Origin of the sequence: Pseudomonas sp. P1.8, assembly GCF_001269805.1 — a bacterium.
Lineage (GTDB): Bacteria > Pseudomonadota > Gammaproteobacteria > Pseudomonadales > Pseudomonadaceae > Aquipseudomonas.
Map to the genome: position 1 here is coordinate 169,146 of NZ_LHVM01000019.1, position 21,749 is coordinate 190,894.

A 21,749-nucleotide genomic window follows, 5' to 3' on the forward strand; every position below is an offset into this window, starting at 1 on the left:
GGATTAAGGCAACAAACGAGACGGTAACAGGCGCATCAACTGCGTATCGAACCAGGCCACAAAGGCCGGCGATGGCGCAGCATCGACCGCCAGGTACCACCAATCGGCGGCGGCGAAAGCACGGCACTTCACCGCATCCTTTTCCGTCATCACCAACGGCAATGACGGCGTGAAACTCAAGGCCTCGACGCTGTACTCGGCGTGGTCGGCAAATGCATGTGGAACAGGCAGCCAGTGTAGCGTTTCAAGGGTGTTGAAGAAACGCTGCGGGTTGCCGATCCCGGCCACGGCGTGCACGGCCTGGCCTTTGGGAAAATGGTCGAGGGAGCGACGTTCGCCGCTGCGCAGATTGACCAGTTCGGTAGGTTGCAACTGGAAGGCAAAGCCATCGTCGCGGTCAGCCGGGGCGCCGTTGTAGAGCACAGCGTCAACGCTTTGCAGACGCTCGACCGGTTCACGCAACGGTCCGGCCGGCAAGCAGCGGCGATTTCCCAGGCCTCGGGCCGCGTCGATCAATACCAGCTCCAGATCCCGTGCCAGCCGATAATGCTGCATGCCGTCGTCAGAGAGGATCAGATCCAGTGGCTCACTGGCTACCAGGGCTTTGACGGCGTTGCTGCGGTTGGGGTCGATCATCAAAGGCACACCCGTGCGCTGGACAATCAACAGCGGTTCGTCGCCCGCGATATCGGCACTCTGTTCGGCCTCGACCCGCCATGGCAGTTGCGGCGGCTTGGCACCGTAACCACGGCTGACCACGCCGACCCGAAGCCCACAGCGCTGACAATGCTCGATCATCCACAGAATCAACGGTGTCTTGCCCGTGCCACCGACGGTGATATTGCCAACAACGATCAACGGCACAGGGGGTTGATAGATCTCGCCCTCGCCCGCCAGAAAGCGTTTGCGCTTTTTCATGACCACGCGGCGGTACAACCATTCCAGCGGCTGTAACAGCTTCAGGGCCGGATGACCGTTATACCAGGCGGCAAGCAATCGATTGGACATGGCCATCAGGGCGCGGGGGGCGCGGCCTCGACAGTGGTCATGCGCAAGTGGCTGAAACCGAGTTTGCCGGCGGCGTCCATGGCAGTAATGACGGACTGATGCTGAGTCTTGCCATCGGCGCTGATAGATAGCGGTCGGTTGGTGTCGCCATTGGCTTCTTTCTGCAGCGCGTCCATCAGCGAGGCCAGGTCGCTTTTAGCCAGGATCTGGTTGTTCACCGAGAACACACCTTCGGCGCTGATGGTGATGTCCACCGGCTTGGCCTGATCGTCCGCGGGCGAGCCGCTGACCGCTTCGGGCAGATCGACGCGCAACTGGGTTTCACGGGTGAAGGTGGTGGTCACGACGAAAAACAGCAACAGGATGAACACCACGTCGATCAGCGACGCGAGGTTGATGTCCACCGTTTCCCGTGGTTTGCGGCGGAATTTCACGCTTTGCTCCCGGACAGGTCCACATCACGGTCGCCCTGAACCACCTCGACCAGCTTGATGGCCTCTTGCTCCATACCGACCACCAGCTCATCGATCCGGCGTTGAAGGAATCGGTGGAAAAACACCGCCGGGATACCGACCATCAGGCCTGCGGCTGTGGTGATCAAGGCTTTGGAGATACCACCGGCCAATACCGAGGCGTTGGTCGTCATGCCACTACCGGTGAAGGCACTGAAAATGTCGATCATGCCCAGAACCGTACCCAAAAGCCCCAGCAACGGAGCCATGGCAGCGATCGTTCCCAGCGCATTGACGTAGCGTTCCAGCTCATGAATGACCCGTTGTGCAGCCTCTTCAATGCACTCTTTCATGATCTCACGACCATGCTTGGAGTTGGCCAGGCCCGCCGCCAGGATCTCGCCCAACGGCGAGTTGGCGCGCAATTCCTTGAGTTTTTCCTTGTTGAGTTGTTTGTCCTTGATCCAGACCCAGACCTGGCCAAGCAAGTGCTCCGGGGTCACACGGCTGGCTCTCAGGGTCCATAGACGCTCAGCGACAATCGCCATGGCCGCAATGGAACTCAAAATGATCGGCAGCATCATCCAGCCGCCGGATTTGACCAATTCCCACACAGTGACAATCCCCTCGAAAAAGTGCGCCACTCTAACATAGGGGGTCGGCGCATCGAAGACCGTGATGTCGCTTCCGGTCGGGCTCTGATAATTGCGGATTATTGGCTTTGCGGTGCTGGTTCACGCCAGAAACGCCGCTCCTGACGCATCGTCCAGGGTGCTTCGAAGCGTCCCAATTGCAGACGGATGGCGCCCTGTTCGGCGCTATCGTAAATCGCCATGTCTCGGTTGCGATAACGCTGGATGACGGTTGGATGCGGATGTCCGAACGAGTTGCCCTGTCCACGGGAGATCAGCGCGCCTTTGGGCTGCAACACATTCAGCAGCGCCTTGGACGACGAGCTTCGACTACCGTGGTGCGGTGCCTGCAACCAATCGATGGGCACGGCCATGGGGCTGTCCAGCAGGGCTCGCTCGGCAAAGACATCAATGTCGCCGCTCAACAGCAACCGTTCGCCATTGGCCTCGATCAGCAATACACAGGAGTTCTGATTGCTGTCGCTGGCCAATGGCCAATGCCAAAGCTGGAAGTCAACGCTGTCCCAGGTCCATCGCCGGCCGCTCTCACAACGCCCGGCTCGCAACTGTGCAGGCAAGTCAGACGGCTCACCACTGATCACCTGTTTCACCGGCAGGCCCTTGGCAACCGACTGGGCACCGCCGGCATGATCGGCATGGGCATGGCTGATCAACATCAGGTCCAGATCCTCCACCCCCAGTTTGCGCAATGCCGGCAACACCACCCGCTCCCCCTGATCAAGTTCTCCGAAGCGTGGTCCGGCATCAAACAGCAATGTGTGATGCCGAGTACGCACGAGGATTGCCAGACCCTGACCGACATCCAGTTGCCAGACTTCAGCGATACCTTCCTGCACCATCGTCCGGGGCGCAAACACCAGCATCAACAGCATCGGCCACCCTAAGGGTCGCATCGGCACGCCTCGGGGCAGTAATAGCAAAAAGGCGCCAACGGCACCGATTGCCCAGGCCCAGAGCGGAACGGCCGCGGGCACCCATGCGGGAACCTGACCGGACACCAGCCGCAGCCCCCTGAACCACCCATCGATCAAACCGCCCGCCAGCCACAGCAATCCCTCCCCCACAAAAGGCACGGGCAGCAGCAGCGTCCCGAGCAACGCAGGGGGAAGCACCACCAGACTGACCCAGGGCACCGCAAACAAATTGGCCAGTGGGCCGCTCAGGCTGACTGGCAATCCCAATGCCAGTAACAATGGGCACAGCCCGATCGCGATCAACCACTGGGCACGGGTCCAGGTCTGCCACCATCGCCAAGGTCCCAGACGGCCTGCGAATGTAAAGACCAATACCGCCACTGCAGCAAAAGACAACCAGAACCCGGGGAGCAAGCTGGTCAGCGGATCGAACAACAGAACGCCATTGAGCGCCAGCAGCAGCGCCCACCAGGCGCTGTGGTGACGAAAACGCAGACGCCACAACAACACCAGACCGATCATCAGGCAGGCCCGTCTTACCGGCACTCCGAACCCGGCAAGCAGTGCGTAGCCGAGTGCGGCGGCAAACGCCAGCCCGCACGCCCAAGGTAACCACGGCAGTCGACTGGGCCACAGGCCAAGGCGGGCCATGCCGGCGATCAACAAATAGATGAGCCCGGCAAGCAAACCGATGTGCTGCCCGGAGATCACCAACAGGTGCACGGTGCCGGTGTCCTGCAACACTTGCCAGTCCTCACGCGTCAGCCCGGCACCGTCTCCGAGGACCAGCGCAATCAGCGCTCCGGTTCTTCCCTGGGCATCCACAGTCTGCAAACGCTGACGAACAGCATCACGCCAAGCTCCACTCGCCGGCATAAGACGTTGACCATCCTTGACCGTCCCGGTTGCGCCAATGCGTTGTGCCAGTAGCCAGGCCTCGTAGTCGAAGGCGTGGGGGTTGAGCAGCCCCACCGGACGCTTCAACTTGACTGCCAGGCGCCAGCGCTCACCGCTGCTCACCGGCGGTCCGCCGTACCAGGCCAGACGCATTTTTTGCGGCAGGCGGACGCGGCGGGACTGGCTGTTGCTCAACTCGAATCGAACGACACCGTCATCATGCCGGGGCAAACCGGTCACTCGACCTTCGATCCAGCGGGTTTCCCCATCCAGCGCCGGTGTTAACCGTTCATCCATGGCCCATTGCGCACTTGCGCAGGCCCAACTGAACCCGAACAGAAAAAACGCCACCGGGTACGTCCTGAACGGCAGCAACATCAAACCCGCCACCGGCATCACCCACCACAACCAGACCGGCGGTAGTGCCGGTAAAAAACGCAAGGCCAACAATCCCAGCGCCAGCGCCATCATCCCTATGCGCATAAGCCCGTCCTTGAGAGTCCCAGCCCTAGGCTTAGCCCGTCCGTCGTATCGACGTCGTTATCAATTGTCACAAAGTCTGAATGGGCAGTTCATGGATTCCAGACATACTTGCCGCCTTGACCGACCGAGAAGCCTTATGCCCCGGCGCTTATTCAAACGTTACATGCCAGATCCGATCAGCATCAGGGAACACAAATCCTTACGCTTTCTAGGCACGCTGCTGCATGACCCGAATCTTTGGCACCTGAACCGGCACTCGGTTGCACGCGCCATGGCGGTCGGCCTGTTCGCGGCGTTCCTGCCGATTCCGATGCAGATGCTGCTGGCGTCGATCCTGGCCATTGTGGTGCGCGGCAACATGCCGATTGCGGTGAGCCTGGTCTGGCTGACCAATCCCATCACCATGCCCGCCGTGTTCTTCTGCACGTACCAGACCGGTGCCTGGCTGATGGATGTTCCCACCCGGCACCTGCCGGATGAACTGACCTGGGAATGGGTCAGCGGAGAACTCTCGACGTTGTGGCAGCCGTTTTTGTTGGGTTCGGTGGTGACGGGGGTGGTCCTTGGCGCATTGGCCTATTGCCTGGTGATGATGTATTGGCGCTGGTGGGTGGCGCGGCAATGGAAGCGGCGCAAGAAAAGCAGGATGTGAGAATGCAGAACGGCCTCCGATATGGGAGGCCGTTTTTTTTGCATTTTAAGGGAGGGGGTACATATCCGTTGCTGCGGTGACGGCGGCTATTGGTTCCGCCCTTACGGCGGGTCACTTGGAAAAAACGGAACGCCGCCCGGCCCCAAGTAACCAAGGGCTCTTGCCCCTGACATTCGGTGCCTCGCTCCGGTCCTGCGCCGTGGGCCCGCCACCATCGGCCATCCATGGCCGGGGGCGGCTAACCGGCCGGCCTGGTTCTGATGCGTGCGTGATTCCCTGTTGGAGCTGTCGAGTGCAACGAGGCTGCGATCTTTTGATCTCTATTTTTAAAGGCAAGATCAAAAGATCGCAGCCTTCGGCAGCTCCTACGGCGTGATACGTCCGCGAATCAGGTTGGTTAGTCGTCGTTAGGTACGCATTCCGCGCCCGCTGACCAACAACCGCGCACACCCGAGGTACAGGACCACGGTCGCCACCAGCATGAACGTGATCGCAATGCTGATCCTGATGTCCGACACCCCAAGGATGCCGTAACGGAACGCATTGACCATGTGCAGCACCGGGTTGGCCAGGGAAACGGTCTGCCAGAATGGCGGCAGCAACGAGATCGAGTAGAACACACCACCCAGGTACGTCAGCGGTGTCAGCACGAAGGTCGGGATGATCGAGATATCATCGAAGTTGCGCGCAAACACGGCGTTGATAAAGCCCAGCAACGAGAAGATCGTCGCGGTCAGCACCACCACCAAAATGGTCAAGCCCAGGTGATGCACTTGCAAGTGGGTGAAGAACAGCGACAGCAAGGTCACGATGATCCCCACCATCAACCCGCGCAGCACGCCGCCCAGGGTGTAGCCGATGAGGATGGTGTGCGGTGACAGCGGCGATACCATCAACTCTTCGATGGAGCGCTGGAACTTGCTGCCAAAGAAACTCGACACCACGTTGCCGTAGGAGTTGGTGATCACCGACATCATGATCAGCCCCGGCACGATGTACTCCATGTAGGTGAAGCCACCCATGTCGCCAATTTGCCGACCGATGAGATTACCGAAAATCACGAAGTACAAAACCATGGTGATTGCCGGCGGCAGCAAGGTCTGCGGCCAGATCCGGGTAAAGCGCCGGACTTCACGGTAAACAATTGTGTTGAGGGCAATGAGGTTGGGGCGCAACTCGGAACTCATACCGCCACCTTCGACAGATTTTTCTCCACCAGGGACACGAACAACTCCTCGAGGCGATTGGTTTTGTTACGCAGGCTCAGCACTTCGATGTTCTGCTGCGCGAGTTGGGTGAACAGCGCAGTGATGCCCATGGCCTTGTCGACCTGGACTTCCAGGGTGTGGCTGTCGATCAGTCTGGCGGGGTAGCCGATCAACTGAGGCGCCACTTGCAAGGTGTTCTTCATGTCCAGCAGGAACGTTTCTACGTGCAGTTGGCTGAGCAACTGCTTCATGCTGGTGTTCTCGACGATGGTGCCGTGATCGATGATGCCGATGTTGCGGCACAGCTGTTCAGCCTCCTCCAGATAGTGGGTGGTGAGGATGATGGTGATGCCTTTCTGGTTCAGCTCAGTGAGGAAACTCCACATCGAGCGACGCAGTTCGATGTCCACCCCGGCAGTCGGTTCGTCGAGAATCAGCAGGCGCGGCTCGTGAACCAGCGCGCGGGCGATCATCAGTCGACGCTTCATGCCGCCGGACAGCGAGCGCGACGGCACATCACGCTTGTCCCACAGCCCCAATTGGGTCAGGTATTGCTCGGCGCGTTCCTTGGCGATTTTCGGCGGGATGCCGTAGTAACCGGCCTGAGTCACGACGATGTCGAAGGTCTTTTCGAACTGGTTGAAATTGAATTCCTGCGGCACCACGCCAATGGAGCGCTTGAGCTGTGCAGGATTCTTGTCCAGGTCGTGACCGAAGATATTCACCGTGCCGCTGGTCTTGTTCACCAGGGTCGAGAGAATGCCGATGGTCGTGGATTTACCGGCACCGTTAGGGCCGAGCAAGGCGAAGAAGTCACCTTCGGCGACATCCAGATCGATACCACTCAATGCCTGGAAACCGTTGCCGTAGGTTTTGGTTAGCTGCCGGATGGACAGAGCGGAACTCATATCGGATTTACGCACCAAGAAGGGAGGAAAGGGATAAATATGGGCGGACGGCGAGCAATGCAACCGCAGCGCATGAGCGCAATGGTGCTTGTCGCCGCCACACAAGTACAGTCAAGTGTGTCGATAGTGAGTATTAAGTCAACGCGGTCATAACGGCCTTGCGATACGCCGGACGCTGTTTCAACCGGGCGTACCAGGCCTCCAGATGAGGCTGCGGCGCACGCTCGATCGGCATCTCGAACCAGGCATAAATGAAACTGCCCAGGGGAATGTCGCCCATGCCGATCTCGTCACCGGACAGCCAGGGTTTGTCCGCCAGCGCCTGGTCGGCCATCGCCAGCAGGGTCTCGCACTCTTTGATCGCCGCCTTGATCGCGGGCCAGTCCTGTTGGTCGGCGGGGGTGCGCAGCACGCCCCAGAACACGGTGCGGAACGGGCCGGCGAGATTTGAGGTAGTCCAGTCCATCCACTTGTCGGCGCTGGCGCGGGCCTGCAGGTCCGCCGGGTACCAGGCTGTGCCGCTGGCGTGGCGGGCCATCAGGTAGCGCACGATGGCATTGGATTCCCACAGGACAAAGCCGTCATCTTCAATGACCGGTACACGGCCGTTGGGGTTCATCACACGGTACTCAGGCGTATCGACGACACCAAAGGCGCCGCCCGCATCGATGGTTTCATAGGCCAGCCCCAATTCTTCGGCGGCCCACAGCGGCTTTCTGACATTCGACGAATTTTTCCGACCCCAGATCTTCAGCATGACCGCCTCTTTTTCCATAAGTGGGCAGGCAGCATACGCCGGATCACGCGCGACTCAAATCGCTCTGCATGTCACCCAGCAGCGGTGTCAGCTGATCGCCGAACAAGTGCGGATAACACTTTTCCAGGTGCTCGAAAAAGAACTGTTCCGGCACATCGGCAAACTGGCCATGATCGACCAGATATTCCATCAGCTTCTCGCCATCACGGTTGTACGGGTGGAAAACACTGTCGTTGATCCCGTCGAACTCCAGCGGCGCCACATTGAACAGCTCGCAGAGTTTCTGATTGAACGCGGGTGTGGCCTTGACCCAGCGATCATTCAAATAGAACTCGGTGTAGCCGTGCATGGCAAACATGTCGCTCTTGAGTAACTCAAGCAGGCGAGGCGTGGACAAATGATTGCGCACGTCCGCCAGACCGATCCGTGCAGGAATGCCGCAATGTCGCGCAGCACCTGCCAGCAAAGTGGCTTTGGGCACGCAGTAACTTTCGCCGGTCGCCAGCGCATAACTGCCGCGCAAGGTTTGCGGGTCGCGGCTGAAAGTGTAGGGGTTGTAGCGCACCGCCTCGCGCACGGCGTAATAGAGATTGATCGCCTGCTCAAGCGGGTCGCGGCGGGCACCACGGTGTTTTTCGGCGAACTCCACCACGCACGGGTGGTCACTATCGATGAAGCGGCCGGGACGCAGATACTCGTGCATGAGAACAATCTCCTGGGGAAGTCTCGAGTCTAACCAGAGGTTGAGCACAGAGATAACGACGTTTCGGCCAAACATGGGCGCTATGCCGCTCGCTCAAATTTCCTGCGCCCGCCACCACTCGGGGCGACGAAATTCATCCAGGGTTTCTCACGACTTCAGTCACATGCCGCGACCAACCGGTTTTTCGGATGCCGTCTAAGCTCTGAGGGTTGTTTTGCCCTGGGTTCACGGAGGATTAAATATGCTGCTGTTGTGGATACTGGTTCTGGTGGTCGGGATTGCCTATTTGGCTCACCGCCGCATTGCGCCTCTGCCTGCCCTGGGCATCGTGGCTGTCTATGTCGTGGCCATGGGGGCCTTCAGCCACGCACCGGGCTGGCTGCTGCTGATTTTCTGGGTATTGATCGCGGCAATTGCCGCCCCCTTGTTGCTGCCCGACCTGCGCCGTAAATTCTTCAGCGCACCGATGTTCGACTGGTTCCAGAAAACCCTGCCACCGATGTCGCAAACCGAACGCGACGCCATCGATGCCGGTACGGTGTGGTGGGATGGCGAGTTGTTCAGCGGCCGTCCGGACTGGAACAAACTGCTTTCCTACCCCAAAGTGCAATTGAACGAAGAAGAACAGGCCTTCATCGACGGCCCGACAGAAGAACTGTGCGCCATGGTCAGTGACTGGGAGCTGGGCCAGACCATGGATCTTCCTGCCGAGGCCTGGGCCTTTATCAAGGACAAAGGTTTCTTCGCCCTGATCATTCCCAAGGAGTTTGGTGGTAAGGGCTTCTCGGCCTATGCCCACTCGCAAGTCGCGATGAAACTGGCCAGCCACAGCGGCGACCTCGCCTCCACCGTGATGGTCCCCAACTCCCTCGGCCCGGCCGAACTGCTACTGCACTACGGCACCGATGAACAACGCAACCACTACCTGCCGCGCCTGGCACGGGGTGACGACATTCCCTGTTTCGCCCTCACTGGGCCCTTGGCCGGTTCCGATGCCGGCGGCATGCCCGACACCGGGGTAATCTGCAAAGGTGAGTGGGAAGGCCAGGAAACCCTGGGCCTGCGCCTGAACTGGGAAAAGCGCTACATCACCCTCGGACCGGTCGCCACCCTCCTCGGCCTGGCATTCAAGGCCTACGACCCGGATCATCTGTTGGGCGACAAGGAAGACCTGGGCATCAGCCTGGCGCTGATTCCAACCGATCTTCCCGGCGTCGATATCGGTCGCCGCCACCTGCCTTTGGGCGCTGCCTTCATGAACGGTCCGAATGCGGGCAAGGATGTGTTCGTACCGCTGGAGTTCCTCATCGGCGGTCAGGAAATGCTCGGCAAGGGCTGGATGATGCTGATGAATTGCCTGTCGGTCGGGCGCTCGATTTCCCTGCCGGCGGTGGGTTCCGGTATGGCCAAGTTCACCAGCCTGGTGACGGGCCAGTACGCGCAGATTCGCGAACAGTTCAACGTCCCGATTGCCGCGTTCGAAGGCATCCAGGAAGCCATGGCCCGTATCGGCGGCAACGCCTGGATGATGGACGCCGCCCGCATGCTGACTGCCAACGCCGTGGATCTGGGTGAGAAGCCGTCGGTCCTGTCGGCCATTCTCAAGTACCACCTCACCGAGCGGGCCCGCGATTGCATCAGCGATGCCATGGACGTGCACGGCGGCAAGGCGATCATTGAGGGGCCGAACAATTACCTCGCGCGCAAATGGTGCGGTGCGCCGATTTTCATCACCGTCGAGGGCGCGAACATTCTTTCGCGCAACCTGATGATCTTCGGTCAGGGCGCGATTCGCTGCCATCCCTTTGTGCTAAAGGAAATGGCCCTCGCCGGCCGCGAAGACAAGGATCAGGCACTCAAGGAGTTTGACGACCTGCTGCTCCAGCACATCGGTTTTGCCGTGAGTAACGCCGCCAGCACGTTGGTGCTGAACCTCGGTTTTGGACACTTGGAGCACACGCCCGGCGACAAACTCAGCCAGGGTTATTTCCGCGCCCTCAATCGTCAGGCCGCCGCTTTTGCCTTGCTCGCCGACCTCAGCATGATGTTGCTGGGCGGCGCACTGAAACGCCGCGAACGCCTCTCCGCACGACTCGGTGACATCCTGAGCAATCTTTACCTGGCATCCGCCGCGCTCAAGCGTTATCACGACCTCGACGCGCCGGAGTACATGACACCGCTGCTGACCTGGGCCATGGAAGAAAGTCTGGGGCAGGCCGAACGGGCCATGGATGAACTGCTGAACAACTTCCCGAATAGAGTTGTGGGCTGCCTGCTGCGAGTGATCGTGTTCCCGCTCGGTCGCCGGCACAAAGGACCGTCCGACAGCCTCGGTGCCGAAGTGGCTGCAATTAGCGGCCGCGCCAAAGGCGACCCGGCCCTGGAGGAATTGCTCTTGGGCTGCTATCGCCCACAGTCGCCCGACGATGCGGTCGGGGCCCTGCAACATGCCTGCAACCTGTTGAGCACAGCGCAGCCCTTGCAGAAAAAACTGCATTTAGCGCTCAAAAGTGGTCAGCTCAAACCGGTTGCCGGGGAACATGTCATCGACGCCGCGCTGGAGGCTGGTGTGTTGCAACCGGTGGAAGCACAAACCCTGCGGGAGGCAGAAGCAGCACAGCGCAAAGTGATCGATGTCGACGATTTCGATAAAGAGGAACTGGCACTGGCCGACCGCAAGGTCCGCTGATCTACCCAGGCATGTAAAAACGGGCGCTGGAGCTTTATACTCCGGCGCCCGTTTTGCTCTTGAGGACTTATCTCGTGTCCAACATCGTTGCCGATCATCTCGTTTTACTCGACCACCTGCGCAGCATCCTGGTCGCCGTAGGTGAGGCCGAACAGGTTCCCGAAGAAAGCCATGCCTTGTTCCTGGAGCGCTTCGACGAACTGCTGGCGTCACTGCCGATCGATCCGATCGAAAGCCAATACCTGGGCCAGGACATCCTGACTCAAGTCATTTCCCGTTATCCGCAAATCGCCCACCTGATTCCACGGGATCTGCTGTGGTATTTCGCCGGTGACTGCCTGCACTACTTGGCCGATGAAGAAATCGACCTGTATCAGGCACTGGAAGAACGTCGCTTCGAAGCCGAGCAGAATGACGAGCCTTTCGACTGGAACCAGGAGAAACAACTGCTGGCGCTGTCGAACCAGGACAGCAAGCACTGATCCTGCATCCGTAATGAAAAAGGCCCGCATGGTTGAACATGCGGGCCTCTTCATTTCAGGCAGATCAAAAGATCGCAGCCTTCGGCAGCTCCTACAGGAAAAGCGCATTCCAATGTAGGAGCTTCCGAAGGCTGCGATCTTTGATCTTTATTCAGAACAACCCGTCACTCTCCGGCAGTTCATACTCCGATACGGCTGTATTCAGACCGCTCGACTTGCCGGGCTTGGTCAGAGTCGGTTCCTGCTCCAGACACTCCACCAAATAATCAATCAACACCCTAAGCTTGGGCGGCAAATATCGGGTCGGTGAATGCAGCAACCAGGCACCGCCATGATAGGACGCCAAAAAGGTCCAGTCCGGCAGCACTTGCACCATCAACCCCTTCTCCAGAGCTCGGCGCGCAGTGAAGTACGGCAGACTGCCAATACCGATGTGTTGCAGAACCGCACCAAATCGCACGCCCGTGTGATTGGCGGCATATCGCCCACGCACACCGACGGTGACGGATTTGCTGCCCTTCTTGAATTTCCAGCGCGCATCGCTCGGGGTTTCACCCAGGTAAATGCAGCTGTGGTTGAGCAAGTCATGGGGGTGCGTCGGTGTACCGTGTTCGGCCAGATATTGCGGTGTCGCGCAGAGCAGGTGGTCGATAGTCAGCAACTGTCGCCCCACTAATCCCACGGGCGGGCGGTCGGTAATACGAATCGCCAGGTCGACGTGATCATCGATCAAATCCACCTGTCGATCCTCAAGCAACAGTTCCACATCCACTTTGGGATAACGGCGCAAAAACTCCGGCACATGCGGGTGGATCACAATTCGACCGACCGCTTTTGGCACACTGAGACGCACAAGGCCCTCGGGTTCGTCGGTAAATTGACCACTGACCTCCATCACGGAACGGGCGGCACTGACCATTTCCTGGCATCGCTTGAACACTTCTTCACCACCGTCGCTCAAACGTAACTTGCGCGTGGTTCTCTGCAGCAGACGAGTTGCCAGCGCTTTTTCCAGCCGCGAAATGCTGCGGCTGACCGCTGAAGGCGAAGAGCCCAATTGACGTGCCGCTTCGGAGAAGCTGCCGGTCTCGACGACCTTGACGAAAATTGCCATTTCACCCAGTAGTGGCAGCGGAAGATTTATGCTCACAGCGCAACAGTCCTTTGATGTTTGGCTGGATTATCACGCATTTGCAGGCTTTCTATAATAAAAACCAGAAATTCTATCGAGCCTGAAATATGACGCTGCGCCTTTTTTTCCATAGCGATGAGCTCAAGGCCAACGTGGAAGTCCTGGAATGCATCCCTCACGAGAACGAGTTTGCCGTGGTCTTGCGTGCCACCCTGTTTCACCCACAAGGCGGTGGACAGCCTTCTGATACAGGCTGGATTGGCGAAAGCCAGGTATTGCGAGTGGTTCAGGACCCCGAGCGGATCATCCATTTCGTCGACCTGCCGGTAAGACTCGGCATGACAGTCATACGGGTCGATGAACACAGTCGCTGGCTCAACACACGCATGCACTCCGCCGGTCATCTGATCGGTCACTTCGTCCAGGCTTTGGGCTGGATGCCCGTCAAGGCACATCACTGGCCAGGTGAAGGTCGCGTTCAGTTCATGCCCGGGAATTCCGCGCAGGATGTCGATGCCCTGGCTGTTCAGCAAGGCATCAAGCATTGGGTCAGCCACGATCTGCCGCGCCTGACCTCGCTGCGCGAAGGTGCTCGGGAAATCGGTTTCGGTGAGCTGCCCGCCTATGGCTGTGGCGGCACCCATGTCCGAAGCCTGAAGGACCTTGGCGTTGTCACGATCGATTCCCTTTCGAACAAGAAAGGCGCGTTGTCCGTCCACTATCACGTGGGCTGAGCAGAGAACCCAGCCGTCATTTCCCGCGAGCGTTTTTCTTTCTCGGTGATAGCGCGCACATCTGAATGTCTGGAGTTGAAATGCTTTCGAACTACCTGGGCGAATTTCTGGCATTGGCGACCGTCCACTTTCTAGCGGTGGTCGCTCCCGGGCCAGATTTCGCCGTGACAATCCGGCAGAGCGTACGCTTCGGTCGAGTGGTCGGGGTCTGTACGGCGCTGGGTATCGGCGCAGGTATTTCCGTGCACGTGCTTTACACATTGCTGGGCGTCGGCGCATTGATGCACACGATTCCCTGGCTACTGACGATGGCCAAAGTCGTGGGAGGTACCTACATCTTGTATCTCGGCGTGAGCTTGCTGCGCAGCAAACCTAAATCGTTACCGGAAGTTCAAAAGGCTGGCGATGAACCGCTAGCCGAGCAAACGCTCTTCAAGGCCTTCTCCACAGGTTTTCTGACCAACGCGACCAATCCAAAAGCCACACTGTTTTTCCTGGCGATTTTCACCACGATTATCAGCGCCACCACACCCCTGAAGATACAGGCGTTGTACGGCGTTTGGATGTGTTTGGTGAATGCCCTGTGGTTCGTCATCGTTGCGCTGTTCTTTTCCAGCAGCCAGGTGAGGTTGCTGTTCATGCGGCTGGGGCACTGGTTTGAACGGACCATGGGAGTGATTCTGATTTTATTCGCCGGAAGGCTGATTCTGTCGATGTAACAAGCGCCTGACATGAATAAGGCCCGCTCAGTCAGACTGGCGGGCCTTTTTTATCAACTATCGATACAAATCGCGCACAAACAAAAACGCCGCTCAATGAGCGGCGTTTTTGTTAAATATGGAGCGGGAAACGAGACTCGAACTCGCGACCCCGACCTTGGCAAGGTCGTGCTCTACCAACTGAGCTATTCCCGCAAATGGCGTCCCCTAGGGGACTCGAACCCCTGTTACCGCCGTGAAAGGGCGGTGTCCTAGGCCACTAGACGAAGGGGACACGCTGCCCGGAACACATGGTGTGTGTTTCGGTGCCCAGACCCGCATCCGAAGACTTGGTTCTGGTTTCACTCAGCCCTGCCCGAAAGCAACGCTGTTTAAAATTGGAGCGGGAAACGAGACTCGAACTCGCGACCCCGACCTTGGCAAGGTCGTGCTCTACCAACTGAGCTATTCCCGCATTGGCGTCCCCTAGGGGACTCGAACCCCTGTTACCGCCGTGAAAGGGCGGTGTCCTAGGCCACTAGACGAAGGGGACACACGTACAACATTCACTACCTGCTTCGTTTCGCTGTGTGCTTTACGCTGCAAGTGGCGCGCATTCTATGGATGGATTGAGAAGTCGTCAACCCCCAGATATAAATTTATTTAAATCAATGACTTCGCCCCGCTTTTGGGCGCCTCGGCGGAATTTGGGATGCCCAACGTTTGACGCCTATATTCTGGCATTCATCAAGACGCTATAGTCCCTCCAATGATGGCAACCTGCCTGTTAGGTGCCATTATTTATAGAACCGGGACTGCGGCCGATATAGGCACAAGCCTGTCCGATTCGCCCGTCGTGCGAGCCTATGCGCTTGAATACCCAGCCACTACACTCGCACGCAAACCCTATATAAGAGGTCTTAACGGTGACACCACTCATGATCACCCTGCTGGTTGTAGCCGGGATCGCACTGTTGATTGCCATTGGCTACATGAACCATGTAGTGGAAAACAATAAGCTGGAAAAGGCCCGTACCAAGCTTGAACTCAATGATCGCGTGCGTCGCTGCGGCGAAATCACCGAGACCTTTCCCGGTCAATTGATGACCCCGGCACTCAAGCTGCTGGTGACTCGCCTGGAACTGAACGTCTGCCAACGCTTGCTCAACCTGGAAAAGTCCAGCGCCAATCTCAAGGCACGGATTACCGAGCTGGAGGCCCTCGTTGGCCAGGGTGAATCCATTCCGGTCAATAATCCACCCGGACCCATCCATACCGAAGCCAAGGCCAAGGACGTGCGCTTTCTGCTCGAAGCATTGCACGGCCAGATTACTCGCGCGGCCCAGGACGGATTCTTGCCGCCCAGCGAAGCCAAACGCTGGATCCGCGAAGTCCGCCACATTCTGGTACTGCTGCACATAGAGTTCTTCAACAACCTCGGCCAGCACTCCCTGCAACAAAATCAGCCCGGCCAGGCACGGCTGGCGTTCGAGCGCGGCGTGCAGTATCTGCGCAAACAGCAGGATCCACAGGTCTACGCTGAACAACTGGAGTATCTGGAAAAGCTCCTGGCCCGAGCCAACGACCAGGTCATGGATCGCATCGCGCCGGTAGAGGGCGAGGTCAACCAGTTGACCGAAGGCCTCAAAGACGTTGAAGCCGATGCGGACTGGAAGAAGAAAGTGATTTACGACTGATCATCGAAATCGAGAAGCCACCGCAAAGGTGGCAACAAATTTGTAGGAGCGAGCTCGCTCCTGCTTAAAGCCTGAAATGCCCCACCATCCCCTTCAGTTCAACTCCCAGCTGCGCCAACTGAATGCTCGACGTTGCGTTCCCCTGCATCGCCATCGATGATTGATCCGCGCTTGCCCGAATGCTGGTGACACTGCGATTGATCTCCTCAGCCACTGAGCTCTGCTCCTCGGCAGCGGCGGCAATCTGCTGGTTCATCCGCTGAATCAACGACACCGCCGCCGCAATGCTCCCCAGCGCGCTCTCGGTCTGCAGCGCATCACTGACCGCCAGCTTCACCAGTTCACCACTGCCTTGAATCTGCCGCACTGATTCCTGCGCTGCCGAATGCAAGGCGCTGATCAGGTGTTCAATTTCCTCGGTTGATTGCCGGGTCCGCCTGGCCAGTGCGCGCACTTCGTCGGCCACCACCGCAAACCCTCGACCTTGCTCGCCAGCCCGGGCGGCCTCGATTGCCGCGTTCAACGCCAACAGGTTGGTTTGTTCGGCTACACTTTTGATCACACTCAACACTGCGCCGATATTCTGGATTTCTGCACTCAGGCTTTCGATGCTCGAACTGGCCGCAGTGGCAGAGTCCGCCAGCTGTTCGATCCGCACCATGCTCTGGCGCACCACTTGCTGACCGCTTTCAACCTTGTCATCCGCCGTTTGCGCGGCCTGGGCCGCCTCTTGCGCATTGCGCGCGACGTCGTGCACGGTGGCGGTCATTTGATTCATCGCCGTGGCAACCTGTTCGGTTTCTTCCTTTTGGCTGCTGACCTCCAGATTGGTCTGCTCTGTTACCGCCGACAGCGATTGCGCAGAGCTCGCCAATTGCCCGATACCCGACTGCAAACCACTGACAATATGGTTCAGTCCCGCGCCCATCTGCTGCATCGCCCGCATCAATTGACCGATCTCGTCACGACGGTTCACGTCGATCCTCGCACTCAAATCCCCTGCAGCAATCTGCTGGGCGACCTGGATCACACTGTGCAGCGGCGCCACGATCAACCGGGTAATCAGCCACGCTGCAATCAATCCGGCCAACAGTGCCAAAGCAGAAGAACCGAGGATCAGAAGCGTGTTCTTTTTCAGCTCGGCCTGCATCGAACGGTCTTGGGCCATATAGGACTGGTCCACCCGATCAACCACTTCAGCCGCGCGCTGATGAAGATTCTGGTAAACGATTTTTTCCTGCTCCAACAGACCGGTGTACTCCGCGAGCTTGTCGCTGAAGCTGGCAATGTGACCCGTCACTTCGTTGAGGACGGTCTGGTAGCCCTCATCCTTGACCGTGGTTTTGAGCTGTTCAGCCTGAATGAGCGCCTGACTGGCCTGCTCGATTTTGCCCTGCCCGACGCTGACATCGCCCTTGCGGCTCTGATCCAGTCGCGTGCGCGCTTCATTCATGGCTTGCAGCATCAGCCGCGAAACCTGGCTGACCTGACCGGCTTGCTCGATGAATTGCCCACCGTCCTTACCGTCTGAATCTTTCAGCGTGTAGGCAGCATCATCGGCAAGCCCAGCCTGCAGGACATCAAGATTGTTGGCCACGCTGGACACTGACCAACTGGCCATTTCCAGCGCCAGGTCTTTGGCCTGACTGAGGGAAACAAACTCGTCGAAAGCCTTACGGTAGGCGACCAAGGACTGCTCGACGCTTGCCGAAGACCCCGCCTTGAGCTGAGTGGCCAGTGCGATCAACCCGTCAACGCCCTCGTGCAACGCGTCGATGGTTTCAGGGTTTGCGTGCAGGGCATATTCCTGCTCCAGCAGCCGCACCTTGAGCAAACCGCTGTTGAGCGAAGACATCTGTTTCAGTCCGTCGAAGCGCTGGCTGATAGCTTGTAGGGACCAGATGCCAATACTCGCCACCAGGGCCGTCAACAACAGTACAAGCAAAAAACCCATACCCAGTTTTTTCGCCATACCGAGGTTGGTAAAACGTCCCTGCACGGCCGAATTCATTGCACTCAATCTCCTGCCATCGTCTGTAGACGCAGACTCGCAATGCGCTTGCAGCAACACAAGGCTCTGGCGCCTGAACAATGGCAAAAAGCTACACCAACGTCGTTTTCAGAATGTTTGAGGTCGATCCGCAGCGGTGGCCTGGAAGAATGCTCGCGCACGGGGATCGCAGGCATAGGCCACATTGATGCGCTGCCAGTCACTGGACTGGCCGGTAGGGCTGAAGGCTGAACTCGGTGACAGCAAGACGCCAAAGCGTCGCGCCTGCTCGCGCACCTGATCGGCGTCTGACATTCGTGAACGTGCCCAAATGAACAACCCCCCTGCCGGCTTTCCGAAAACCTCCCACTCGGCGTCTTCCAGCAACTGCAAGGCAGACAGTCTGTTACTGCACAAGCGTTGTTCCTGGCGCTGTACCAGCTTGCGATATGCACCATTGGCCAAAAGACATGCCAGTACCGCTTCGCAAAATCGAGACCCCCCCATGCTGCTGATCATCTTGATCTCGGCCAGGCGCGAAACAATCCCGGCGTTGGCCACCACGAAACCGACCCGCAAGGAACTGCTCAATGTCTTGGAGTAACTGCCGACGTAAATCACGTTTTCATCCAGTGCTGCTAATCGCGTACCGGGGCCGGTGTAGAAATCCGCGTAGACATCGTCTTCGATCAACAGAACATCATGGTTATTGACCAGTTGCAGAATCTTTCTCGCCATGAGCGGGGTAACACTGCTGCCGGTCGGGTTGTGGTGGAAGCTATTGATGAACAGCCCCCGGGGCCGGTGCTTGAGTATCAACTGCTCAAGGACCTCCAGTTCCGGCCCACGCGGGGTTCGTGGCACCTCGACCAGGCCGATGCCATGTAGTTTGAGCAGATCGAACAACAAGGGATGGCCCGGGCTTTCAACGACTACCTGATCGCCCGGCTTGAACAACGTTCGTACAATCAGGTCGAGCCCTTGACTGGCCCCTGCCGTAGTCACGATTCGATTATCCGACGCCTCGATACCCAACTGTTTGAGGCGCTTGAGGATCTGCTGGCGCAAAGCTGGCAACCCCAATGGCGTGCTGTAGTTGAAAAGTCCAGCCATGTCGGTGCGGCTGACCTGGCGAATCGCATACCCCAGATCGTCTGTCTCGCGCCAGCTCTCGGGTAATCCGCCGCAACCCAATCGCAACTCGCTCAACGTTGAGACAGGCTTGATTGCTCCCCTTTCCTCCGAGCTCTCCTGCACGAGCGCCGCCAGATCGGCAACCCAATAGCCGCCCCGATGACATGACAGGAGCAAGCCTTGTGTGACCAGACGGTCGCAGGCCTCTGAAACACTCGACTGGCTGAGCAAATTGATTCGTGCGATTTGCCGCACCGAAGGCAAGCGCACGCCGGGCGTTACTGCACTGGAGCGAAGCCAGCAGGTCAATGCATCAACGATTTGCTGTACGACCGGCACCAATGCCTGTCGATCAATTCTCAACTCCATGAGCAAGCAAACTCCTGTTCGTTTTTGCCGGGCGCAGTTAATCACAGGAACGCTGAACGGAATGTGCGCGAAAGACACCAAACACTGAATTTCTTACCGTTTGAAACACATTATCGAAGCTTTCTCGATCCCAAGAAAAAACCCGCACGACGGCGGGTTCATTCTTGCATCGAGCGATTTCAGAATGCGGTGACGCCACCGTCTACCGCCAACGAATGCCCCGTGGTGAAGGCCGCCCCGTCGCTGCACAGATACAGCACCGCGCTGGCAATCTCCTCGACCTTGCCAATGCGACCTACCGGGTGCATGGCATTGGCGAACTCGCCCTTTTTCGGGTCTGCTTCATAGGCTCGACGGAACATGTCGGTATCGATGACTGCCGGACATACTGCGTTCACCCGGATCTTTTTCTTGGCGTATTCGATGGCGGCCGATTTGGTCAGACCAATCACTGCATGTTTGGATGCCGCGTAGATGCTCATTTTTGGCGCCGCCCCGAGGCCGGCGACTGAAGCGGTATTGACGATCGCACCGCCACCCTGGTCCAACAACAATGGCAACTGGTACTTCATGCACAGCCAGACGCCTTTGACATTGACGCCCATGATCGCGTCGAATTCGTCGACGGTACCTTCGGCAAGCTTGCCTTTTTCGATCTCAATGCCGGCATTGTTGAAGGCATAGTCGAGGCGGCCGTAGGTATTGATCACCTCATCCATCAGATTTTTCACTTCGTTTTCGAGTGTAACGTTGCAGCGTACGAAGGTCGCTTCGCCACCGGCCGTACGAATCAGCGCCACCGTGCCTTCGCCCCCCGCCGCATCCATATCGGCCACTACTACCTTCAGGCCTTCGGCTGCGAATGCCTGAGCAGTTGCGCGACCAATGCCCGCCGCTGCACCTGTCACCACTGCCACCTGGCCGGAAAAGGTCATGCTCATTGTTATGTCCTCGTAAAGAAGAAGCCGGAGTTTGCGTGCCCCCAGTCTAGACACAGGGGCCTTGAGCGCGGCAGCACTATCAGAAGGCCGGTTAAGCGGCCATGAGTTGCAGTGATGAAACTACCGGCTTCTCCATCACCGCACTGGATCGGCATGTATTCGCCACATCAGCCGGTCTTGCGACCGCTCGCTTAAGCAGCTATCAACAAGGCTTCATTCATCTTGAGTGCCTGTCATGACTACCCAGACCAACCGCCAATTCCTGCTCGCCAAACGCCCGGTCGGCGCAGCGACTCGCGAGACGTTCACCTATCAGGAAGTTCCAGTCGGCGAACCGGCGGCGGGTCAGATCCTGGTAAAAAACCAATACCTGTCCCTGGACCCGGCGATGCGTGGCTGGATGAACGAAGGCAAGTCCTACATCCCGCCAGTCGGTCTCGGCGAAGTCATGCGGGCATTGGGTGTAGGCAAGGTCGTCGCCTCGAATAACCCGGGTTTTGCCGTCGGCGACTACGTCAACGGTGCCCTCGGAGTGCAGGATTATTTCCTCGGTGAGCCGCGAGGTTTTTACAAGGTCGATCCGAATCTGGCACCGCTACCGCGCTACTTGTCTGCGCTGGGCATGACCGGGATGACTGCATATTTCGCCCTGCTCGACGTCGGCGCTCCGAAAGCCGGTGACACGGTGGTGCTCTCAGGCGCGGCGGGGGCAGTGGGCAGCATTGCCGGTCAGATCGCCAAGATCAAAGGATGCCGGGTCGTCGGCATCGCCGGTGGCGCGGACAAGTGCAAGTTCCTGGTCGATGAACTGGGGTTTGACGGAGTAATCGATTACAAGAACGAAGATGTGATCGCCGGCCTCAAACGCGAGTGCCCGAAAGGTGTGGACGTGTATTTCGATAACGTCGGTGGCGACATTCTCGACGCCGTGTTGAGCCGTCTGAACATGAAAGCGCGGGTGGTGATTTGCGGTGCGATCAGCCAGTACAACAACAAGGAAGCGGTCAAAGGCCCAGCCAACTACCTGTCGCTGCTGGTCAACCGTGCGCGGATGGAAGGGTTTGTGGTGATGGACTATGCCGCACAGTTCGCCGCTGCCGGGCAGGAAATGGCCGGCTGGATGGCCAAAGGGCAACTCAAGAGCAAGGAAGACATTGTCGAAGGTCTGGAGACTTTTCCAGAGACGCTGATGAAGTTGTTCAGCGGGGAGAATTTCGGGAAGTTGGTGCTGAAGGTTTAACGTTGCCC

At 58.3% G+C, this 21,749-nt stretch carries 19 protein-coding genes, 4 tRNA genes and 1 pseudogene; 7 read left to right on the top strand and 17 right to left on the bottom strand.

Annotated features, from left to right (window positions below; all coding sequences use genetic code 11):
- Nucleotides 1-3: 3 nt before the first annotated feature.
- The 4 genes from lpxK to AD668_RS21395 form a co-directional block, all read right to left on the bottom strand.
- Nucleotides 4-1,014, bottom strand: a complete 1,011-nt coding sequence (gene lpxK / locus AD668_RS21380) for a tetraacyldisaccharide 4'-kinase (protein WP_053161936.1) — start codon at nt 1,012-1,014, stop codon at nt 4-6.
- Nucleotides 1,014-1,442, bottom strand: coding sequence for a biopolymer transporter ExbD (locus tag AD668_RS21385; RefSeq protein ID WP_053161938.1), 429 nt, complete (start codon nt 1,440-1,442; stop codon nt 1,014-1,016). Before AD668_RS21385 ends, lpxK begins: the two co-directional genes overlap by 1 nt.
- Complete coding sequence (locus AD668_RS21390; RefSeq protein WP_053161940.1) at nt 1,439-2,074, bottom strand: MotA/TolQ/ExbB proton channel family protein; 636 nt, start codon at nt 2,072-2,074, stop codon at nt 1,439-1,441. Before AD668_RS21390 ends, AD668_RS21385 begins: the two co-directional genes overlap by 4 nt.
- A 98-nt stretch (nt 2,075-2,172) precedes the next feature.
- Nucleotides 2,173-4,407 (bottom strand): DNA internalization-related competence protein ComEC/Rec2, encoded by a 2,235-nt coding sequence (locus tag AD668_RS21395; protein ID WP_053161942.1) that lies wholly within the window; start codon nt 4,405-4,407, stop codon nt 2,173-2,175.
- Nucleotides 4,408-4,543: 136 nt separating this feature from the next.
- Here AD668_RS21395 and AD668_RS21400 point away from each other — a divergent pair, with 136 nt between their 5' ends.
- A complete protein-coding gene (locus tag AD668_RS21400) occupies nt 4,544-5,059 on the top strand; it encodes a DUF2062 domain-containing protein (RefSeq protein ID WP_053161944.1) in 516 nt (171 codons plus the stop codon).
- Between the two features lie 407 nt (nt 5,060-5,466).
- Here the strand turns inward: AD668_RS21400 and AD668_RS21405 are convergent, their stop codons facing one another.
- From AD668_RS21405 to AD668_RS21420, 4 genes are all read right to left on the bottom strand, one after another.
- Nucleotides 5,467-6,246 (bottom strand): ABC transporter permease, encoded by a 780-nt coding sequence (locus tag AD668_RS21405; protein WP_053161946.1) that lies wholly within the window; start codon nt 6,244-6,246, stop codon nt 5,467-5,469.
- Complete coding sequence (locus AD668_RS21410) at nt 6,243-7,175, bottom strand: ABC transporter ATP-binding protein (RefSeq protein ID WP_053161948.1); 933 nt, start codon at nt 7,173-7,175, stop codon at nt 6,243-6,245. Before AD668_RS21410 ends, AD668_RS21405 begins: the two co-directional genes overlap by 4 nt.
- 133 nt (nt 7,176-7,308) lie before the next feature.
- Nucleotides 7,309-7,932: a glutathione S-transferase family protein gene (locus tag AD668_RS21415; RefSeq protein WP_053161949.1), complete on the bottom strand. Its 624-nt coding sequence runs from the start codon at nt 7,930-7,932 to the stop codon at nt 7,309-7,311.
- 43 nt (nt 7,933-7,975) lie between these two features.
- Nucleotides 7,976-8,635 (bottom strand): transglutaminase family protein, encoded by a 660-nt coding sequence (locus tag AD668_RS21420; RefSeq protein ID WP_053161951.1) that lies wholly within the window; start codon nt 8,633-8,635, stop codon nt 7,976-7,978.
- A 241-nt stretch (nt 8,636-8,876) separates the two neighbouring features.
- Between AD668_RS21420 and AD668_RS21425 the strand changes: the two genes are divergently transcribed.
- Nucleotides 8,877-11,324 (top strand): acyl-CoA dehydrogenase, encoded by a 2,448-nt coding sequence (locus AD668_RS21425; RefSeq protein WP_053161953.1) that lies wholly within the window; start codon nt 8,877-8,879, stop codon nt 11,322-11,324.
- Between the two features lie 74 nt (nt 11,325-11,398).
- Entirely contained in the window at nt 11,399-11,806 is a 408-nt protein-coding gene (locus tag AD668_RS21430; RefSeq protein WP_053161955.1) for a PA2817 family protein, read from the top strand.
- Between the two features lie 151 nt (nt 11,807-11,957).
- Here the strand turns inward: AD668_RS21430 and AD668_RS21435 are convergent, their stop codons facing one another.
- On the bottom strand, nt 11,958-12,956 hold the full coding sequence (locus AD668_RS21435) for a LysR family transcriptional regulator (protein ID WP_053161957.1): 999 nt from the start codon (nt 12,954-12,956) through the stop codon (nt 11,958-11,960).
- A gap of 89 nt (nt 12,957-13,045) precedes the next feature.
- Here AD668_RS21435 and AD668_RS21440 point away from each other — a divergent pair, with 89 nt between their 5' ends.
- Nucleotides 13,046-13,672, top strand: a complete 627-nt coding sequence (locus AD668_RS21440) for a serine-tRNA(Ala) deacylase AlaX (RefSeq protein ID WP_053161959.1) — start codon at nt 13,046-13,048, stop codon at nt 13,670-13,672.
- An 80-nt stretch (nt 13,673-13,752) separates the two neighbouring features.
- Nucleotides 13,753-14,391: a LysE family translocator gene (locus AD668_RS21445; protein WP_053161961.1), complete on the top strand. Its 639-nt coding sequence runs from the start codon at nt 13,753-13,755 to the stop codon at nt 14,389-14,391.
- A 119-nt stretch (nt 14,392-14,510) separates the two neighbouring features.
- Here AD668_RS21445 and AD668_RS21450 read toward each other — a convergent pair.
- The 4 genes from AD668_RS21450 to AD668_RS21465 form a co-directional block, all read right to left on the bottom strand.
- Nucleotides 14,511-14,586, bottom strand: a tRNA-Gly gene (locus AD668_RS21450).
- 3 nt (nt 14,587-14,589) lie between these two features.
- A tRNA-Glu gene (locus tag AD668_RS21455) sits at nt 14,590-14,665 on the bottom strand.
- Between the two features lie 104 nt (nt 14,666-14,769).
- A tRNA-Gly gene (locus tag AD668_RS21460) sits at nt 14,770-14,845 on the bottom strand.
- 2 nt (nt 14,846-14,847) lie between these two features.
- Nucleotides 14,848-14,923, bottom strand: a tRNA-Glu gene (locus AD668_RS21465).
- A 385-nt stretch (nt 14,924-15,308) separates the two neighbouring features.
- Here AD668_RS21465 and AD668_RS21470 point away from each other — a divergent pair.
- Entirely contained in the window at nt 15,309-16,067 is a 759-nt protein-coding gene (locus AD668_RS21470; RefSeq protein WP_053161963.1) for a hypothetical protein, read from the top strand.
- A 64-nt stretch (nt 16,068-16,131) separates the two neighbouring features.
- Here the strand turns inward: AD668_RS21470 and AD668_RS30395 are convergent, their stop codons facing one another.
- The 4 genes and pseudogenes from AD668_RS30395 to AD668_RS21485 all read right to left on the bottom strand — a co-directional run bounded on the left by AD668_RS30395 (nt 16,132) and on the right by AD668_RS21485 (nt 20,501).
- A complete protein-coding gene (locus AD668_RS30395) occupies nt 16,132-17,013 on the bottom strand; it encodes a methyl-accepting chemotaxis protein (protein WP_371259838.1) in 882 nt (293 codons plus the stop codon).
- A pseudogene (locus AD668_RS30400) lies at nt 16,990-18,078 on the bottom strand (HAMP domain-containing protein); the annotation flags it as partial. The gene AD668_RS30395 and the pseudogene AD668_RS30400, both read right to left, overlap by 24 nt.
- Before the next feature lie 108 nt (nt 18,079-18,186).
- On the bottom strand, nt 18,187-19,560 hold the full coding sequence (locus AD668_RS21480) for a PLP-dependent aminotransferase family protein (RefSeq protein ID WP_053161968.1): 1,374 nt from the start codon (nt 19,558-19,560) through the stop codon (nt 18,187-18,189).
- Nucleotides 19,561-19,739: 179 nt separating this feature from the next.
- On the bottom strand, nt 19,740-20,501 hold the full coding sequence (locus AD668_RS21485; RefSeq protein ID WP_053161970.1) for an SDR family oxidoreductase: 762 nt from the start codon (nt 20,499-20,501) through the stop codon (nt 19,740-19,742).
- A gap of 235 nt (nt 20,502-20,736) precedes the next feature.
- On the opposite strand from AD668_RS21485, the gene AD668_RS21490 reads away from it, so the two are divergent.
- Nucleotides 20,737-21,741: an NADP-dependent oxidoreductase gene (locus AD668_RS21490; protein ID WP_053161971.1), complete on the top strand. Its 1,005-nt coding sequence runs from the start codon at nt 20,737-20,739 to the stop codon at nt 21,739-21,741.
- The last annotated feature ends 8 nt before the right edge of the window (nt 21,742-21,749 follow it).

Bases quoted from the DNA above. Each gene is read 5' to 3' on its own strand.
- AD668_RS30395 (WP_371259838.1), bottom strand. From the start codon at position 17,013: ATGCGGGCGATGCAGCAGATGGGCGCGGGACTGAACCATATTGTCAGT.
- lpxK (WP_053161936.1), bottom strand. From the start codon at position 1,014: ATGGCCATGTCCAATCGATTGCTTGCCGCCTGGTATAACGGTCATCCG.
- AD668_RS21440 (WP_053161959.1), top strand. From the start codon at position 13,046: ATGACGCTGCGCCTTTTTTTCCATAGCGATGAGCTCAAGGCCAACGTG.
- AD668_RS21420 (WP_053161951.1), bottom strand. From the start codon at position 8,635: ATGCACGAGTATCTGCGTCCCGGCCGCTTCATCGATAGTGACCACCCG.
- AD668_RS21490 (WP_053161971.1), top strand. From the start codon at position 20,737: ATGACTACCCAGACCAACCGCCAATTCCTGCTCGCCAAACGCCCGGTC.
- AD668_RS21470 (WP_053161963.1), top strand. From the start codon at position 15,309: ATGATCACCCTGCTGGTTGTAGCCGGGATCGCACTGTTGATTGCCATT.
- AD668_RS21480 (WP_053161968.1), bottom strand. From the start codon at position 19,560: ATGGAGTTGAGAATTGATCGACAGGCATTGGTGCCGGTCGTACAGCAA.
- AD668_RS21415 (WP_053161949.1), bottom strand. From the start codon at position 7,932: ATGCTGAAGATCTGGGGTCGGAAAAATTCGTCGAATGTCAGAAAGCCG.
- AD668_RS21425 (WP_053161953.1), top strand. From the start codon at position 8,877: ATGCTGCTGTTGTGGATACTGGTTCTGGTGGTCGGGATTGCCTATTTG.
- AD668_RS21400 (WP_053161944.1), top strand. From the start codon at position 4,544: ATGCCCCGGCGCTTATTCAAACGTTACATGCCAGATCCGATCAGCATC.
- AD668_RS21485 (WP_053161970.1), bottom strand. From the start codon at position 20,501: ATGAGCATGACCTTTTCCGGCCAGGTGGCAGTGGTGACAGGTGCAGCG.
- AD668_RS21395 (WP_053161942.1), bottom strand. From the start codon at position 4,407: ATGCGCATAGGGATGATGGCGCTGGCGCTGGGATTGTTGGCCTTGCGT.
- AD668_RS21410 (WP_053161948.1), bottom strand. From the start codon at position 7,175: ATGAGTTCCGCTCTGTCCATCCGGCAGCTAACCAAAACCTACGGCAAC.
- AD668_RS21405 (WP_053161946.1), bottom strand. From the start codon at position 6,246: ATGAGTTCCGAGTTGCGCCCCAACCTCATTGCCCTCAACACAATTGTT.
- AD668_RS21445 (WP_053161961.1), top strand. From the start codon at position 13,753: ATGCTTTCGAACTACCTGGGCGAATTTCTGGCATTGGCGACCGTCCAC.